This window comes from Pseudoclavibacter sp. VKM Ac-2888, assembly GCF_015351285.1.
Lineage (GTDB): Bacteria > Actinomycetota > Actinomycetes > Actinomycetales > Microbacteriaceae > Pseudoclavibacter.
This window is the reverse complement of record NZ_JADKSM010000001.1, coordinates 3,056,443-3,071,310: the sequence shown is the minus strand read 5'-3', so window position 1 is coordinate 3,071,310 and position 14,868 is coordinate 3,056,443. Positions and strand designations below refer to the sequence as shown.

Below are 14,868 nucleotides of genomic sequence, written 5' to 3'. Positions count from 1 at the left end.
GGCTAGAGGCCGACCGAGGCGTAGATGCGGAAGACCTCGTCCATGCGGGTCTCCTCATCCATCTCCGGTTCGCCGTCGCCGGTCTCGCCGTAGAGGTCCATGATCTGCTGCTTGATCGACTCGTCGAGTGCCTCCCACTTGGCCGACCAGGCCTCGACCTCGTACGTCCAGTAGCCGACGACCTTGTACGCGGAGCCGGGGAGGCCGAGCGTGTGGCGGAGGTGGCTGCGCACCTCGCGCGTGACGCGCGTCTCGCCGGCCACCCACACGTAGACGCTGCCGTCGTTCGGGATGTCGAGGCGGCGCACGGCCTCGACGAGCCGGCTCGGCCGGTGGCCGTTGCCGGAGCCGCGCACCCAGTGCGTCGCCTTGAGCTCTACCGACGGGAGCAGCTCGTAGCCCGCATCCCGGATCTCGCAGACGATCTCCGTCTCGACGTGTGGCGTCAGCTCGGCGATGCGCAGCGCGGCAGGCAGGGCAGGCTCGTCGCAGATGAGCACCTGCTTGGCGACGCCCTCGGGCAGCGCGTACAGGTCGCGCGGCGGGTTGATCCCGAGCACGTAGCCGGGCTTCGCGCCGAGCACCCACGTGCTCGCGATCCCGCCCTCGTGCACGACGAAGTCGATGTCGATCTCACCAGGCCGGTGGTCGCGGATCGTGTACGTGCGCATCTGCGACGGCTCGACACCCTCCTCGTAGTCCCAGCCGCGGCCGGAGACGAACGGCAGGCGCGGCTCGAGGTGCGCCTCGCCGGGGAAGAAGAGGCGCACGTACTCGTCGCCGATCCCCGTCGTGGGGTAGTCGAGCAGGTCGTCGCCGCCGAACGTGACCCGGAGCATCCCCGGCCCGAGCTGCCGCACGCCCGTCACGACGGCGCGGTGGATGCGCTCGACGTAGACGCTCGCTGCTGTCTCAGACTCGGTTCCGGACTCGGTTGTGGATTCGGTTCCCGTTGCGGTTCCGGCTTCGGTGAGGGCGGTCATTCCGCGCCTCCGACTCCGTTGCCGTCGATGGCGGAGTTCAGCATGGGAACGAACTCGTCGATGGCCCACGGGATGGAGAGGGGCGTGGGTGCGTTGGTCGCCATGGCGAGCGGCTCGCTCTCGAGGAACAGGTAGTGGCCGGTGGCGATGGGCTCCCACAGCCTGAACGTGGGGTGGTTGAGCGTGTAGTCGAGCTCTTCCTGGCTGTTCGACCAGGCGACGAAGATGTCGGCGGGGATGGTGTCGAGTTCCTCGAGGCTCACGGCGCCGTACCAGTTGTCGCCCTCGACGGTGCCGAGCACCGTGTCCATGGCCGGGGTGTTCTTGAGGCCCAGCTCGGTGAGGAACTGCACCCGCAGGTCGCTCGGGATGTAGATGCCGGCCTCCGTCGCCCCATCGCTGAGGGTGAGCCCGTACGCGAAGGTCGTGTCGGCGAACCGCGGGTTCTCTTCCTTGACGGTGTCGAGCTGGCCCTGCGTCTCGGCGATGATCTCGTCGGCCTTCGCGGGCTGTCCGAGGCTGTCGCCGACGATCTCGACGAGCGACTGCCACGACTCGGAGGCCCACGGCTTCTCGGGGTACGCGACCGTCGGGGCGATCTCGGAGAGGCGGTTGTACTCGACCTCGGTGAGGCCGGAGTGCGGGGCCAGGATCACGTCGGGCTCGAGCGTGAGGATCTGCTCGAAGTCGAGCTCGTTCGCGTCGTTGTAGTTGAGGATCTCCGGCATGGTGCCGCCGAGCTCCTCGACCTCCGCGCGGAACCAGGGCGAGTAGCCTTCCTCGTCGCCGCCCCACGTCTCGGGAATCCCGACGGGCACGGTGCCGAACGCGGCGACGACGTCCTGCGTCGCCCAGCCGATCGTCACGACCCGCTCTGGTGCTTCCGAGATCGTGGTCTCGCCGAAGACGTGCGTCATCGTGACGGGCAGGGCACCCTCCTCGGCTGCCGTCGCCGTCACTCCGTCAGCCGCTGCGGCGTCACCGGATGCGCAGCCCGCGAGCGCGAGGACCGCGACGGTGGCCGCGGCGAGCGCTCCGGTCCAGCGGCGATGCGTCGAGCGTCGCGGGGTGGGACGGGATGAGGTGGACAAGCGACGGGTGACAGCCGAGGTCAAGGTGGCTCCATTCGACAGAAGTGCAGACGCTAGAGGTAAGGCTTACCTCAGAACACACCGAGCTTACGGAGGCGGCGTATCGCTTCGCGGTCACTCGGCATCGCATTCCTGCCACCTCGGGCGTCGCGCGGGTGCCCTCTCGCCGCGCTACTCTTCGAAGGTGAATCAAGACGAGCTGTTCGGGGGGCTGCTCGCCATCTTCGTGCTCGCGGTGATCGCGATCGGTGCGATCGTCGTCTTCGGCGACCTCAGCATCCGCCCCCGCCCGAGGCGCCTCCCGCTGTGGCAGTACACGCACCGCGTCATCGGCAGGGACCAGCCGTTCGTCACCTCGAGCGGGTCGTTCCCGGCGAACGAGCAGCGCCTCTGGGAACTGTGGGTCGAGAGCCACAAGCCCGGGAAGCTCGTCGCCGTCCCCGTCGAGGAGCAGGCGTCCACCCCGGTCGCCGTGCCCGCCGAGGGCGACACCGGTAGCGGAGACGAGACCGGGGCCAGGGACGAGACCGGGGCCGAGAGTTCGCCAGCCAAGCCAGCAGAACCAGCGGAGACGCGTCAGCTGCGGGTCTCCAGGGTCTCCCGTGAGCTTCGCTCCGTGTATCCGCTGGCCCTGGTGGGCTTCAACGCCTACTTCGAGGACTACGAGAAGAGCGAGTTCCCCGTCGGCCTCATCGTGCGCGGCAGCGATGGCGTCGCGATGATGACCCTCACCGCGGACGACGTCGTCGCGTTCGACGAGCGGGGGCGCAGGCTCTGGTCGAGCCGCTGGGAGCGCCTTATCTTCTCCAACGCCCACGACCTGCTCCTGTACAACGGGCACACGCAGATCCGCATCGACGACGAGGACCAGCGCGACCTCGTCGAGGCGCTTGTCGTCAAGTACGGCCGACTCGAGCAGATGCACTTCCTGCCGGGCCCCCTGCGCCGCGACACCGAAGACTGACGTCGAGCCGGGCCACTCCTGGCGCTCGCCTCGCCCCGCCGCACGTCCGCCCCGCCCCGCCCCGCCACTCTTCCGTTTCGAGATGGCTTCCACGCCTGCGGATGGGTTGCAACCCATCCGGAGGCGTGGAACCCATCCCGAGACCTGGAGCTTGGGCGAGATACCGCGCAGAATCGAGCGGAAACCTGGGGCTAGAGCGAAACGCAGAGCAGCGCAGCAGCGCCGGAACGCAGGAACGCCGCTGCGCCGCGTCTCCGAACCTGGGGCCCGTTTCGGGATGGCTTCCACGCCTCCGGATGGGTTGCAACCCATCCCGAGGCGAGCAACCCATCCCGAGACCCGGAGCTTGGGCGAGACGCAGTGCCCGGACGGGCCGGGCGAGCTACGGCCGCCAGTCGCTGGGCTTCGACCCCATCGCGCGCCTGAAGGCCGCACTGAACGCGCTGGTCGTGGCGTAGCCGACGCGCCCGGCGACGGTGCCGACGGGCATGTCGTCGGCGAGCATCCGCGCCGCCGCCGCCATGCGCACCATGGTGCGCCAGTGCGAGAACGTCATGCCGACCTCTGCCGCGAAGATGCGGGCGATCGTGCGCACGCTGAGCGACAGCTGCCACGCCCACGCTTCGACGCCTCGATCGTCGGCGGGGTCGCTGAGGACTCGGCGCACGAGCGGCTCGAGGCGCTCATCGCGGGGCACGGGAACGGTCTCGACGTAGCTCGTCGCCGCGGGCAGGAGCTCGATGACGACGGCCTGCGCGCGGAGACGCTGATCGGTCTCCATGGGTGACTCGGCGAGGTGCAGCAGCAGCTCGCGGAACGCGGCGCCCAGCTGCACGGTGCCGACGGCGTGCCAGTCGGGGGCGACCTCGCTCGTGAAGTACGTGCAGCACCCGACCGACGACGCGTCGACCTCCATGGTGTGGGGCGTGAAGGGCGGCACCCAGATGCCCTGGCCGACGGCGAGCGTGCGCAGGGCACCCTCGACGAGCACCACAACGCTCCCTCGCGACGGCCACATGATCATGCCCTCTGGATGCACGTGCGGCACCCGGTCTCCGAGATTCGGGCCGTCGAGCACGGCCGTGGTGAGGAGGAAGGGTGCGGGAATGCCGACCGGACGGACCTCGAGGGTCGATGGTGCGGGGCTGAGCTCGAGCGCCTGGAACACGGTGCATCTCCTGGTTGTCCGGAACGCAACAGAAGTTGGCCGAACGCATCACTAACGGGACTTAGGTGAACCTTACTATCGACTGATGCCCCGTGAGAACCCCAGAACCCCGACCCCCGCATCCGTCATGCGGGACGCGCTCTTCGCGTCAGGGCGCAGCTGGAAGCTCACCCTCGCGACGCTCGGCTACATCGTGCACGAGGCCGCGGAAGCGCTTGTCCCCGTCCTCGTGGGCGTCATCATCGACCGGGCCATCGTCACGAACGACGCCGCCCAGCTCGCACTCTGGCTGGGCATCCTCCTCGCGAACTTCCTCGTGCTCTCCTTCTCGTACCGCTGGGCGGCGAGGCTCATGGTGCGCGTCTACGGGCACGGCGAGCTCGAGCTGCGGCGCTCGCTCCTGACCCGCGTCCTGCACCCGAACGGCGTGACGAGCCGCCGCAGTCCCGGCGAGCTGCTGCAGATCACGACCTCGGACAGCTATCGGGTCGCGGGCGTCTCCTGGTCGGTCGTGCAGCAGGGCGCGAGCACCGCCGCGATCCTCGTCTCGTCGGCGGCGCTGCTCGCGATCTCGGTGCCTCTGGGCGTCGGCGTCCTCGCGGCCTCCGTGCTGATCCTCGTCGGGATGCACGCGGCCTCGAAGCCCATCGAGGCCCGCGGCGCCCGCGAGCAGGCGTCCGCGAGCGCGGCAAGCGACGTGGCGACCGACCTCGTCGCGGGACTGCGCATCATCCGCGGCATCCGCGCCCAGCCGCAAGCCACCCGCCGGTACCTCGACGCGAGCGCCGAAGCGAAGACCGGTGCGATCGCGTCCAACCGCGGCATCCAGCGCTACCTCGCCGTGAGCGGCATCGCGTCTGGCGCGTTCCTGGCCGCTCTCGCCTTCTCGGCCGCAGCTCTCGCCGCCCTCGGGCAGATCACGCTCGGCGAGCTCGTCGCCGTCGTCGGGCTCGGCCAGTACCTGCAGGGCTCCCTCGCGCACGTCGGCACGTTCGCGTCGAACTGGCTGCACAAGCGCGCATCCGCGGTACGCATCGTCGCGGTGCTCAGCGAGGAGCACGCGGTGCCCGTCGAGGACACGCACGTCGGCGGCGTGGGCCTGGCCGAGGCCGTCCGTTCCACCCACGATGCCCCCGCGGCCTTCACGTGGCGGGCGCCCGACGGCACCGACATCGACGTGGCCCCTGGCACGCTCGTCGGTCTCCGCCCGGCAACCCCGGCAGCCGCCCGCGCGCTCGCCGCCACGCTCGCCTACCGAGTTCCCCTCGAGGCCGGCGAGGTGACCGTGGCCGGGCTGGACGCCCACACCATCGGACCGGACGCCTACCGACACCTCGTCTTCGCGCCTCCCCACGACGCGACGGTCTTCTCGGCGACGCTCCACGAGAACCTGCTCGTGGATTCGGATGCGGATGGCGTCGACGGAGCGGGTGCGGGTGCGGGTGCGGATACCGGAGCTGGCGCCGGAGCAGGCCCCGGAATCGACCCGGATCTCGAGTCGGCCGCGGAACGGTCCGCCCTCACCGAGGTCACCGTGCTCGGCTGGCACCGCCAGCTCGGCGAGCGCGGCAGGCGCCTCTCCGGCGGACAGCGTCAGCGTGTCCTCCTGGCCCGCGCGTTCGCAAGCGAGGCGCGGGTCCTGGTACTCGACGAGCCGGCCTCCGCGCTCGACCCGGCAACCGAGGCGCGCATCGCGGACTCCCTCCGCGCGCACCCCACGACCACCGTGCTCGTCACTCGCAGCCCCCTCCTGCTCGCTGCCTGCGACCGCGTCATCGACGTCGAGGCGCACTCGCCCTGCGGCACGGGCGACGCTCGACCGGCCGAAACTCGACGGCCCGAAACGCCGAACGCATCCACCGCCGCAGGTGCGGTCACGCAGACCCGGCCCGAGACTCAGAACGAGACACAGGCCCAGCGCCAGACACAGCCCGAGACCCCGACACAGCCCAAGGCGCAGGCCCAGCGCGACACCGACCCCGACACCCCAGCCACGAGCCCCGACGAGGAGCTGGCACGCCGATGAGCCACGACGCACCGCAAGCAGCAACAGCAACAGCAACAGCCCCATCCACCGCCACGCTCCTCCCCATCGCGTCGGGCCGCGAGACGGCGCGCGCCACCGCCGACCGGCTGCGCGCATCCCGTCCTCGGATCTTCGCCGTGATCCTGCTGCTGCTCGGCGGTTCCTCGTCGACGCTCCTCGTCCCGCGGCTCCTGGGCTGGCTCGTCGACCTCGTGACCGGCAGCGCGGGTGTCCAGGCGCTGGTGCTGCCCGGAGTCCTGCTGCTCGTCGTGACGTCAGTCTCTGCGCTGCTCGCCTACGCGGGCATCCGCCTCCTCGTGGCGCTCGTGCAGGAGCTCGTGAGCGGGCTTCGCGAGGACGCGATGAGCGTTGTCCTGGGCATGCGGGCCGGTCAGGCCGAGAGCTCTGACTCATCGGACATCGTCTCGCGCGTGACCGGCGACGTCGAGTCGGTCACCGAGGCCGCCTCCGGCGTGCTGCCAGCGGTGACGCAGTCGTCGTTCATGATCGTGCTGTCGCTCGCCGGGATCGCCGCCATCAACCCGTGGCTCGGTCTCGCGGCGCTCGTCGCCGTGCCCGTGCAGGCACTCGCGACGAGGTCGTTCATCCGCCGCTCCCGCCCCGTGTACACGAAGATGCGGGTCGCCGAGGCGGAGCGCGGGCAGGTCATCATCGAGGGGGTCAGCGGGGCGGACACGATCCGCGCCCACCGCAGGCAACGCCGCCAGCTCGCCGAGGTGGATGCGCGCAGCCTGCGTTCCATCGATCTGCAGTACGAGGCGGCCCGCATCCGCACGACGTTCTTCGCCCACCTCAACACGGGCGAGTACCTGGGCGTCGCGGCGATCCTGACCGTGAGCTTCTGGCTCGTGCACGCGGGCGTGGTGTCCATCGGCGGCGCGACGGCGGCGGCCCTCTACTTCCTCGCCCTGTTCGGCCCCATCGGCTCGCTGCTCTCGAGCATCGACGAGCTGCAGCTCGCCGGGGTCGGCCTCGCGAGGCTCGTCGGTGTCGTCGGCGCGCGCGACCACGACGGACGGGATGAATCGGGGGCGCTCCGCGGAGGCGGAGACGAAGCGGGTGAAGACGGGGCGGCTGAAGACGAAGACGAAGACGGCGCGGGCGTCGCCGCGGACTCCCCCGCGATCGTCGTCGAATCGGTCGATTTCAGCTACGACGGGCAGCGGATGCAGCTCGCTGACGTGAGCCTGCGGGTCGCGCCGGGCGAACGGGTAGCGCTGGTCGGCGAGAGCGGATCGGGGAAGAGCACCCTCGCGCAGCTCATCGTCGGGGCGTTCGATCCGACGGGCGGCAGCGTGACGGTGCATGGGCGGCCCGCGGCGTCACGCGAGCGGGACACGGACGTCGTGCTCGTCACGCAGGAGATCCACGTGTTCGCGGCGACGATCGCCGAGAACCTGCGGCTCGGGGCGCCGTCCGCGAGCGCCGAGGACCTCGCGGCGGCGGTGCGGGCGGTGGGGGCAGACTGGCTGCTCGAGTTGGATGCGGGGCTCGACACGCGGGTGGGCGCATCCGGTCTCGCCCTCGATGGCGCCGCCGCGCAGCAGCTCGCGCTCGCGCGGGTGCTGCTGCGCGACCCGGCCATCGTCGTGCTCGACGAGGCGACGGCTGAGGGCGGAGGCGACGACCCGCTCGGCCTCGACGCGGCCCTGACGGCCGCGACGCGCGGGCGCACCTCGGTGGTCGTCGCGCATCGGCTGTCGCAGGCCCGCGTCGCCGACCGCATCGTCGTCATGCAGCGTGGACGCATCGTGGAGCAGGGCAGTCACGGCGAATTACTCCGCCTCCGCGGCGAGTACGCCCGCCTGTGGGGCGCATGGGAGAGCGCAGCGGTGGAAGCCCCTGCCCCAGCTGCCCTCCCTGCTCCCGCACGGCAAGAGTGACCGGACGCAGCAAGAATGAGCAAGAAGCAGGTTCCCGGCGCCGCGCGCCTGCATCTCGGTGACCTCTGCGCCACGGGTTCACGCCCGGCGCGCCGACTCCATCCCGCACTGCTCCCGCTGCCCGACCACCCCCTGCCTCACCACCCCCACCACCACCAGCTGCTCCCCGCTGATCTCCGCGCATCCGGGCTGCGACGCGCCCGTCCGAAACGCGACGGTGCGAGAATGCCTGCATGACGGATGGCACCCTCGGCACCCCGCTCACCCCCGCTTCGACGCGCGCGCTCCTCCTCGGCGCGGGCGAGCTCGGCAAGGAGGTCGCGCTCGAGCTGCAGCGCCTCGGCGTCGAGGTCATCGCCGTCGACCGCTACGCGAACGCCCCGGCGATGCAGCTCGCGCACCGCAGTCACGTGGTCGACATGCTCGACCCGGTGGCCCTGCGCGCCGTGCTGGCGCAGGAGCAGCCCGACATCGTGATCCCCGAGGTGGAGGCGATCGCGACGCAGGTGCTCGCCGAGATCGAAGCGGAGGGACGCACCCGCGTCGTGCCGACCGCCCGGGCGACGCAGCTCACGATGGACCGTGAGGGCATCCGCCGGCTTGCCGCCGAGGAGCTCGGCCTGTCGACCTCCCCGTACCGATTCGCGGACACGTTCTCCGAGTTCGCGGCGGCCATCGAGGCGGTGGGCCTGCCCTGCGTGGTGAAGCCGGTCATGTCCTCGTCGGGGAAGGGGCAGTCGGTGATCCGGGAGCCGGACGATGTCCAGGCCTCGTGGGACTACGCGCAGGAGGGTGGGCGCACGGGCCGCGGCCGCGTCATCGTCGAGGGCTTCGTGCCGTTCGATTCGGAGATCACGCTGCTGACGGTGCGTCACGTCGGCGGCACCGTCTTCTGCGAGCCGGTCGGGCACACGCAGGTCGACGGCGACTACCGCGAGTCGTGGCAGCCGGCGGCACTCCCCGCGGCGGCGCTGGAGAAGGCGAAGGTCGTCGCGAAGACGGTGACGGATGCGCTCGGCGGCTTCGGCCTGTTCGGTGTGGAGCTGTTCATCGTCGGCGACGACGTGCTCTTCTCCGAGGTGTCTCCGCGCCCACACGACACGGGCCTCGTCACGCTGGTGTCGCAGGATGTGTCGGAGTTCGCGCTGCACGCACGAGCCGTCCTCGGCCTGCCGGTGTCGGAGCCGCTGCGGATCGGGGCTGGTTCCGGGGAGTCGGCTGCCGCATCGTGCGCGGTGCTCGCCGAGGGCACCGGTGTGCCGACGATCTCTGGCGTGGATGCGGCGCTCGCGGTCCCGACATCGCAGCTGCGCCTCTTCGGGAAGCCGAACGTCGCGGGCAAGCGCCGGGTGGCGGTCGCTCTCGCGCGCGGTGCCGACGTCGACCAGGCCCGAGAGCGGGCTCGGGAAGCCGCGGCGGCACTGAGGATCACGCTGAGCTGAGCTGAGCTGAGTGCTCAGCTCAGCGTCGGCGACTCAGCAGCGACGCCTGTGCCGCGAGGGCCGCGGCGACGATCACGAGCTGCACGCCACCCCAGAGCACGTAGCCGGTGGGGATGCCGACGAGTGACGTCCAGGCCGTCGAGCAGCTGCCGAGCTGCACGCCGAAGCCGATGAGCGAACCGAGGTCGAAGCTGCCGTCGGACTCGGAGCCTGACAACATGCAGATGCTGGTCCATGAGTGCGGCACGAGCAGGACGGTCGTCACGACGAGCAGGACGACGCTCGCACCGATCACGGCGACCGCTTGACGAATGCCTTTTCGCTCTCCCAGATTCTGCATCCGCTCACTCTGGCAGATCCAGGCCCAGGCCTGCGTGCGCCCGCGCACGCGCGCTCGGAGCTGCTTAGCCGTCGAGGCCCAGCTCGCGCACGCACTCGCGCAGGAACGCTGCCCCGGCGTCGTCGTGGATGAGGTCGCCGAACGTCACGACGTCGTACTCCTTCTCGAGGATCCCGTCAGCGGGCCGGACATCGACGTGCGCCGTGTCGTAGCCCGTCGCATGCAGCTCGTCGGCCATCTTGTAGTCGCTGCGGGAGTCGCCGACCGAACGCCAGCGCTTCGGCAGCGCGCCGGCCGCCGCGAACTCGGCGAGCGCTCGCCGCGCACCGTGGTCCTTGTCGAGGTTCACGGACTCGATGTCGGTGGAGATGATCGTCGGGTCGATGCGGAACGGAACGAGGCCCTGCGCATCCGGCGCCTCGCGGTCGCCGTGGCGCATGCCGACGCCCTGCTGCACGGCGAGCTCGAACGCGGCATCGTCGAAGGCCTTCTGCCGCTCGAGGTACGCGGCGGAGCTGACATCGGTGCGCTGCTCGACAGAGATCATGGCCTTCTTCGTCTCGTCGAAGAAGAGGACATCGCTGAACTCGCCCTCGCCGAGTTCGCGGATCGCGGCGATGTACGCGGAGGGCGGCACGACCGACTCGTCGATCTGCAGCTCGCTCATCCCTTCGGGTGAAATCGCCGACCACGTTCCACCCTTCTCGTAGACCCCGAACATGCGGGCTCCCGGCTGACGCAGCGCGTCGGCGAGGCCGTTCTCGAAGAGCGGCTCGATGACGCGGTCGCGGATGAACTCCTCGGAGCGTCCCGTGATGAACGCGATGGGAACCCCCGCCGCGGCGAGGGTGACGAGGTCGTCGAGGATGCTCTGGATCGCGATCGTGCGGGTCACGGGGCTCGCGATGGGGCCGTCCACGTCGAGGAGCAGGCCGAGGTCTTGGGGTGAAGTGGTCACGTCTCATTGTGGCAGGGGGGCCGGGTCCGGGTCCAGGACGGGGGCGGGCGATGTCGTTGGCTCCTGCTACGTTGTGCGCTGGGGCGGCCATGGGAAAGGCAACCCTTATCTCGGAGAACTCGTCGCGACTCGGTGGCGTGGACAGAATGGGGATCGGCGTGCGCGTGTGGAAGTCATGGATCTGGCCCGGCATCAAGATCGCTCTCGTGGCTGTGATCGCCGTCGCACTCGTCAAGATCGCGTTCTTCAGCTCGGCCCCCGAGGAGTCGGCGGCGCTGCCCACGGGTCAGGTCGTCGAACCCGTCATCAGTCCCGTGCTCGGCACGATCACGAACGACGTCACGTTGACGGCGAACGTGCAGGAGTCGCCGGCCGTCGACGCGAAGGTGCCCATGATGGGCACGATCGACACGGTGTACGTGACGCAGGGCGCGCGAGTCGAGGCGGGCGATGTGATCGCCGCCATCCGCAACGAGAAGACCCCGACGGCAGCAGCACCGTCGTCACCGGAGGCGAGCGGCGAGCCGCAGGCGGCTCCCGCGGTCGAGCCCGAGTACGAGTGGAACGAGATCGTCGCCCCGACGGCCGGCACCATCACGAAGCTCAACCTCATCGAGCAGCAGCAGGTGACGGTGGGCGAGGCTCCCGTCTCGATCACCCCGGCGAGCTTCATCGTGAAGGGCACCATCCCACCGGCCCAGCTGTACCGTCTGGCGACGACGCCAGCGGATGCGCAGGTCACGATCACGGCGGGCCCAGCCCCCTTCACGTGCACCGAGCTCCGCATCGCCTCTGGCGCCGCGGCGAAGAGCAGCAGCGCCGCGGAGGACCCGAGCGGCGCATCCGGTGCAGCTGAGACGACCGACACGACGACGGTCACGTGCAAGGTCCCCGCCGAGGTCACGGTGTTCCCCGGGCTCGAAGCGAACGTCGTGCTGCACGGCGGCGTCGCCGAGAACGTGCTCACCCTGCCGATCACGGCGGTGAAGGGGCAGGCGGAGACCGGGGTCGTCTTCGTGCAGGGCGCTGACGGTGCGATCGAGGAGCGGCCCGTGAAGCTCGGCCTCACCGACGGCACGCTCGTGCAGATCGCTGAAGGCGTCACCGAGACCGACATCGTGCTCGAGTTCGTGCCCGGCGCCGACCAGGCGAGCCCGGAAGAGTGCTACATCGACCCGATGAGCGGCGCAGAGATCTGCGGGATGCTGGGCGGCTGACGTGGCGTTCATCGAGCTCCGCGAAATCTCGAAGTCGGTGCGGGCCGCCGACGACAGCGAACTCCACATCCTGCGCGGCGTGAACCTGCAGATCGAGGAGGGCGAGCACCTCTCGATCGTCGGGCGGTCCGGGTCGGGCAAGTCGACGCTGCTGAACATCCTGGGCCTGCTGGACGCGCCGACGAGCGGGGAGCTCCTCTTCGACGGCAAACCCACCGCCGCCCTGCGCCTGCGGGCGCGCGACCGGATGCGGGGTGCTCAGATCGGCTTCGTGTTCCAGCAGTTCAACCTGCTCGAGGGGCGCACGGCGACGGAGAACGTGGCCATGCCCCTCCTCTACGCGCGCGACAGCTCCTTCTGGCGGCGTGACGCTCTCGCCAGGGAAGCGCTCACCGATGTGGGACTCGACCATCGTCTCGACTCGCTGCCGACTCGGCTGTCCGGCGGGGAGCAGCAGCGCGTCGCGATCGCGCGCGCCATCGTCCGACGCCCGCGGGTGATCCTCGCCGACGAGCCGACCGGCGCGCTCGACGTCGAGACCGGCGCCCGCGTCATGACGTTGCTCGCCGACATCTCCAAGGAGACCGGGGCCGCGCTCGTCACGATCACGCACGATGAGAGCGTCGCGGCCAGGGCCGACCGGATGCTGCGCCTCGACGCTGGCCTGCTCGCACCCTCGAAACCGGCCGTCGTGCCCGCGGAAGGAGCACCCGCATGAGCTGGTTCACGCAGATCGCCGGTGCCTTCATCGAAGCGTGGGACGAGCTGCGAGTGCACCGCGTTCGGGTGACGCTCGCGCTGGTCGGCATCGGCATCGCCGTGTTCGCGATCGTCGCGGTCACCGGGCTCGGGTCGATCACACGGCAGTCGTCGATCGAGATCTCCGAACGATCCAGCGGGCGCCCCGCGAGCTACCAGCTGATGGTGAGCAGTGCGGCGACCGACGACAAGGTCGCTATCTACGAGGCGGCCTACAAGGCTGCGATCGAGCGGTACGGCATCACCTACCAGTCGACATCGGGGTCCGCCATGACGCGCATCCAGTTCGTCGACGGTGTCGCGGACGTCGAGTCCACGATCGTCGATCCGGCGTACGGCGAGATGCACCGGGTGAAGCTCATCGAGGGGTCGTGGCTGACGTCGGACGACGCTGACCGATTGGCTCCCGCGGTCGTCATCAACGAGACCATGTGGAACCGGTTGGGCAACCCGTCTGTGGCCGAGCATCCGACGCTGCAGGTCGCGGGAGCTGCGCCGACGACGGCCGTGGTCGTCGGCGTCTCCGCCAACATCTACCCGGACTACCCAGAGCAGATGTACGTGCTGAGCGACGCCCAGCACCTCCTCGGGGCGAGCTCGGGCGGCGGCATGATGGGCGGGATGGTGATGGGCGGCGCCTACGCCCCGCCGTCGATGGGCGGCGACGAGGGGTCCACCGCGACGTTCCCGACCTACGAGCTCTGGCTGCCACTCGAGAACCACGAGGAGCTGTCGAGCCAGATCGTGCGCGATCTCAAGGCGGCGCTTGGAGAGGGAGGCGCGGTCGACGCGCAGCGCACCGACTACCTGGCCTGGGGTGAGGACCCGTTCCTTGCCGTGCAGATCCTCGTGACCGCGGTCGGCGGCATCGTGCTGCTCGTCGGCACGATCGGCTTCGTGAACCTGTCGATCGTGACGGTGAAGCAGCGGGTGCGGGAGATCGGCATCCGGAGGTCGTTCGGCGCCACCGGTGGCCGCGTGTTCTTCTCGATCCTGCTGGAGAGCGTCGTGGGCACGCTGCTCGCGGGGATCGTGGGCATCGGGTGCGCGATCGTGACGTTGCAGAACCCGCTTGTGCAGGGGGCGATCACGGGCGGGCTGGGTCTCACCGATTCGGTGCCGTTCCCGGTGGATGCGGCGGTGCTCGGCATCGTCGTGAGCGTCGGAGTCGGCCTGCTCGCGGGGTTCATCCCGGCGGTCATCGCGACGCGCAGCAACGTGATCGACGCGATCCGGTCGTAGGGCGCTGCGCCGGGCCCTCGTGTCGTGGGCCCTTGCTGCAGCTCTGACCTGGCGTCGGGCTTGGGGTGAAGTGCCGGCAGACGCTAGACCAGCTGCGCGTCGCCTGGCACGGCTGCGGGCGTCCCGAAGCGGAGCGCGGCGACGACGGCCCAGATGAGGAGGAGCGGCAGCGCGACGTAGGCAGCGGTCATGAGCGGTGCGCTCAGGGTGAGGAAGCCGGCGGCTGAGGCGAGGAGCGCGAGGATGGTCGCTCCGCTGACGAGCGTCGCCCAGACGGGGCGGCGGGCCTGGCCGAGCAGGACGACCAGCACGAGCGCGGCGAGGGCGAGCATCTTGACGCCGTCGACGACCTGGATGGTGGCCCAGACCTGCCCGGAGTCGAGCCCGAGCAGCGGTGAGGAGCCGTCGGAGGCGAGCCCGAAGGTGAGGAGTGCTTCGCCGGCGAGCTGGATGAGCGAGAGCACGAGGGTCGCGAGGCCCGCGCCTCGCGTGGCCCTGCGCAGCCGCTGGCTGCCGAGCAGCGTGGACATGCCGTAGAGGGCGACGGCTGCTAGGCCGTGCACGAGGGCGGCGTTGACGAGCACGCTCGGCGAGGTCGCGTAGGCCTCGGCGACGGCGGCTGAGCTATCGGCCGGGGTGATGTCTGGGGCGCCGACGAGCAACCCGCTGATCCAGGCGGACACGTAGACGCCGCACCACACCCAGAGCGTCCGCTGGATCTCGAGCGTCGGGGCCGTCGCCGGTGTTGTCATGCGGCAACGCTAACCGGAGCGA

General features: G+C 70.3%; 13 protein-coding genes. 7 read left to right on the top strand and 6 right to left on the bottom strand.

The annotated features are described in order from the left end of the window. Window positions 1-2 precede the first annotated feature (2 nt). Both ITJ61_RS14485 and ITJ61_RS14480 read right to left on the bottom strand, forming a co-directional pair. Window positions 3-983 carry a siderophore-interacting protein gene (locus tag ITJ61_RS14485; protein WP_194686531.1) on the bottom strand — a complete coding sequence of 327 codons (981 nt, stop codon included), beginning with the start codon at window positions 981-983 and terminating at the stop codon, window positions 3-5. Continuing rightward, window positions 980-2,098 carry an ABC transporter substrate-binding protein gene (locus tag ITJ61_RS14480; protein WP_228496679.1) on the bottom strand — a complete coding sequence of 373 codons (1,119 nt, stop codon included), beginning with the start codon at window positions 2,096-2,098 and terminating at the stop codon, window positions 980-982. The genes ITJ61_RS14485 and ITJ61_RS14480 overlap by 4 nt, the downstream gene beginning before the upstream one ends. Window positions 2,099-2,258: 160 nt before the next feature. Here ITJ61_RS14480 and ITJ61_RS14475 point away from each other — a divergent pair, with 160 nt between their 5' ends. Next, window positions 2,259-3,038, top strand: a complete 780-nt coding sequence (locus tag ITJ61_RS14475; RefSeq protein WP_194686530.1) for a hypothetical protein — start codon at window positions 2,259-2,261, stop codon at window positions 3,036-3,038. Window positions 3,039-3,420: 382 nt separating this feature from the next. Here the strand turns inward: ITJ61_RS14475 and ITJ61_RS20375 are convergent, their stop codons facing one another. Then, entirely contained in the window at window positions 3,421-4,206 is a 786-nt protein-coding gene (locus tag ITJ61_RS20375) for a helix-turn-helix domain-containing protein (protein ID WP_194686529.1), read from the bottom strand. Window positions 4,207-4,291: 85 nt separating this feature from the next. Between ITJ61_RS20375 and ITJ61_RS14465 the strand changes: the two genes are divergently transcribed. The 3 genes from ITJ61_RS14465 (at window position 4,292) to purT (ending at window position 9,578) form a co-directional block, all read left to right on the top strand. Further along, window positions 4,292-6,232 (top strand): ABC transporter transmembrane domain-containing protein, encoded by a 1,941-nt coding sequence (locus ITJ61_RS14465; RefSeq protein WP_194686528.1) that lies wholly within the window; start codon window positions 4,292-4,294, stop codon window positions 6,230-6,232. Next, complete coding sequence (locus ITJ61_RS14460; protein ID WP_194686527.1) at window positions 6,229-8,136, top strand: ABC transporter ATP-binding protein; 1,908 nt, start codon at window positions 6,229-6,231, stop codon at window positions 8,134-8,136. The genes ITJ61_RS14465 and ITJ61_RS14460 overlap by 4 nt, the downstream gene beginning before the upstream one ends. 233 nt (window positions 8,137-8,369) lie before the next feature. Continuing rightward, window positions 8,370-9,578 (top strand): formate-dependent phosphoribosylglycinamide formyltransferase, encoded by a 1,209-nt coding sequence (purT, locus tag ITJ61_RS14455; RefSeq protein WP_194686526.1) that lies wholly within the window; start codon window positions 8,370-8,372, stop codon window positions 9,576-9,578. A 19-nt stretch (window positions 9,579-9,597) separates the two neighbouring features. On the opposite strand, the gene ITJ61_RS14450 is transcribed toward purT, so the two are convergent. Both ITJ61_RS14450 and ITJ61_RS14445 read right to left on the bottom strand, forming a co-directional pair. Then, entirely contained in the window at window positions 9,598-9,918 is a 321-nt protein-coding gene (locus ITJ61_RS14450) for a hypothetical protein (protein WP_194686525.1), read from the bottom strand. 64 nt (window positions 9,919-9,982) lie between these two features. Then, on the bottom strand, window positions 9,983-10,876 hold the full coding sequence (locus ITJ61_RS14445; RefSeq protein WP_194686524.1) for a hypothetical protein: 894 nt from the start codon (window positions 10,874-10,876) through the stop codon (window positions 9,983-9,985). 146 nt (window positions 10,877-11,022) lie between these two features. Here ITJ61_RS14445 and ITJ61_RS14440 point away from each other — a divergent pair, with 146 nt between their 5' ends. The 3 genes from ITJ61_RS14440 to ITJ61_RS14430 are packed head-to-tail and all read left to right on the top strand — an operon-like array spanning window position 11,023 to window position 14,094. Beyond that, window positions 11,023-12,093: a biotin/lipoyl-binding protein gene (locus ITJ61_RS14440; RefSeq protein ID WP_228497100.1), complete on the top strand. Its 1,071-nt coding sequence runs from the start codon at window positions 11,023-11,025 to the stop codon at window positions 12,091-12,093. Between the two features lies 1 nt (window position 12,094). Beyond that, window positions 12,095-12,811 carry an ABC transporter ATP-binding protein gene (locus tag ITJ61_RS14435; RefSeq protein ID WP_104244534.1) on the top strand — a complete coding sequence of 239 codons (717 nt, stop codon included), beginning with the start codon at window positions 12,095-12,097 and terminating at the stop codon, window positions 12,809-12,811. Then, window positions 12,808-14,094 (top strand): ABC transporter permease, encoded by a 1,287-nt coding sequence (locus tag ITJ61_RS14430; RefSeq protein WP_104244532.1) that lies wholly within the window; start codon window positions 12,808-12,810, stop codon window positions 14,092-14,094. Before ITJ61_RS14435 ends, ITJ61_RS14430 begins: the two co-directional genes overlap by 4 nt. Window positions 14,095-14,177: 83 nt before the next feature. Here the strand turns inward: ITJ61_RS14430 and ITJ61_RS14425 are convergent, their stop codons facing one another. Further along, entirely contained in the window at window positions 14,178-14,846 is a 669-nt protein-coding gene (locus ITJ61_RS14425; protein ID WP_104244530.1) for a hypothetical protein, read from the bottom strand. Between the last annotated feature and the right edge of the window lie 22 nt (window positions 14,847-14,868).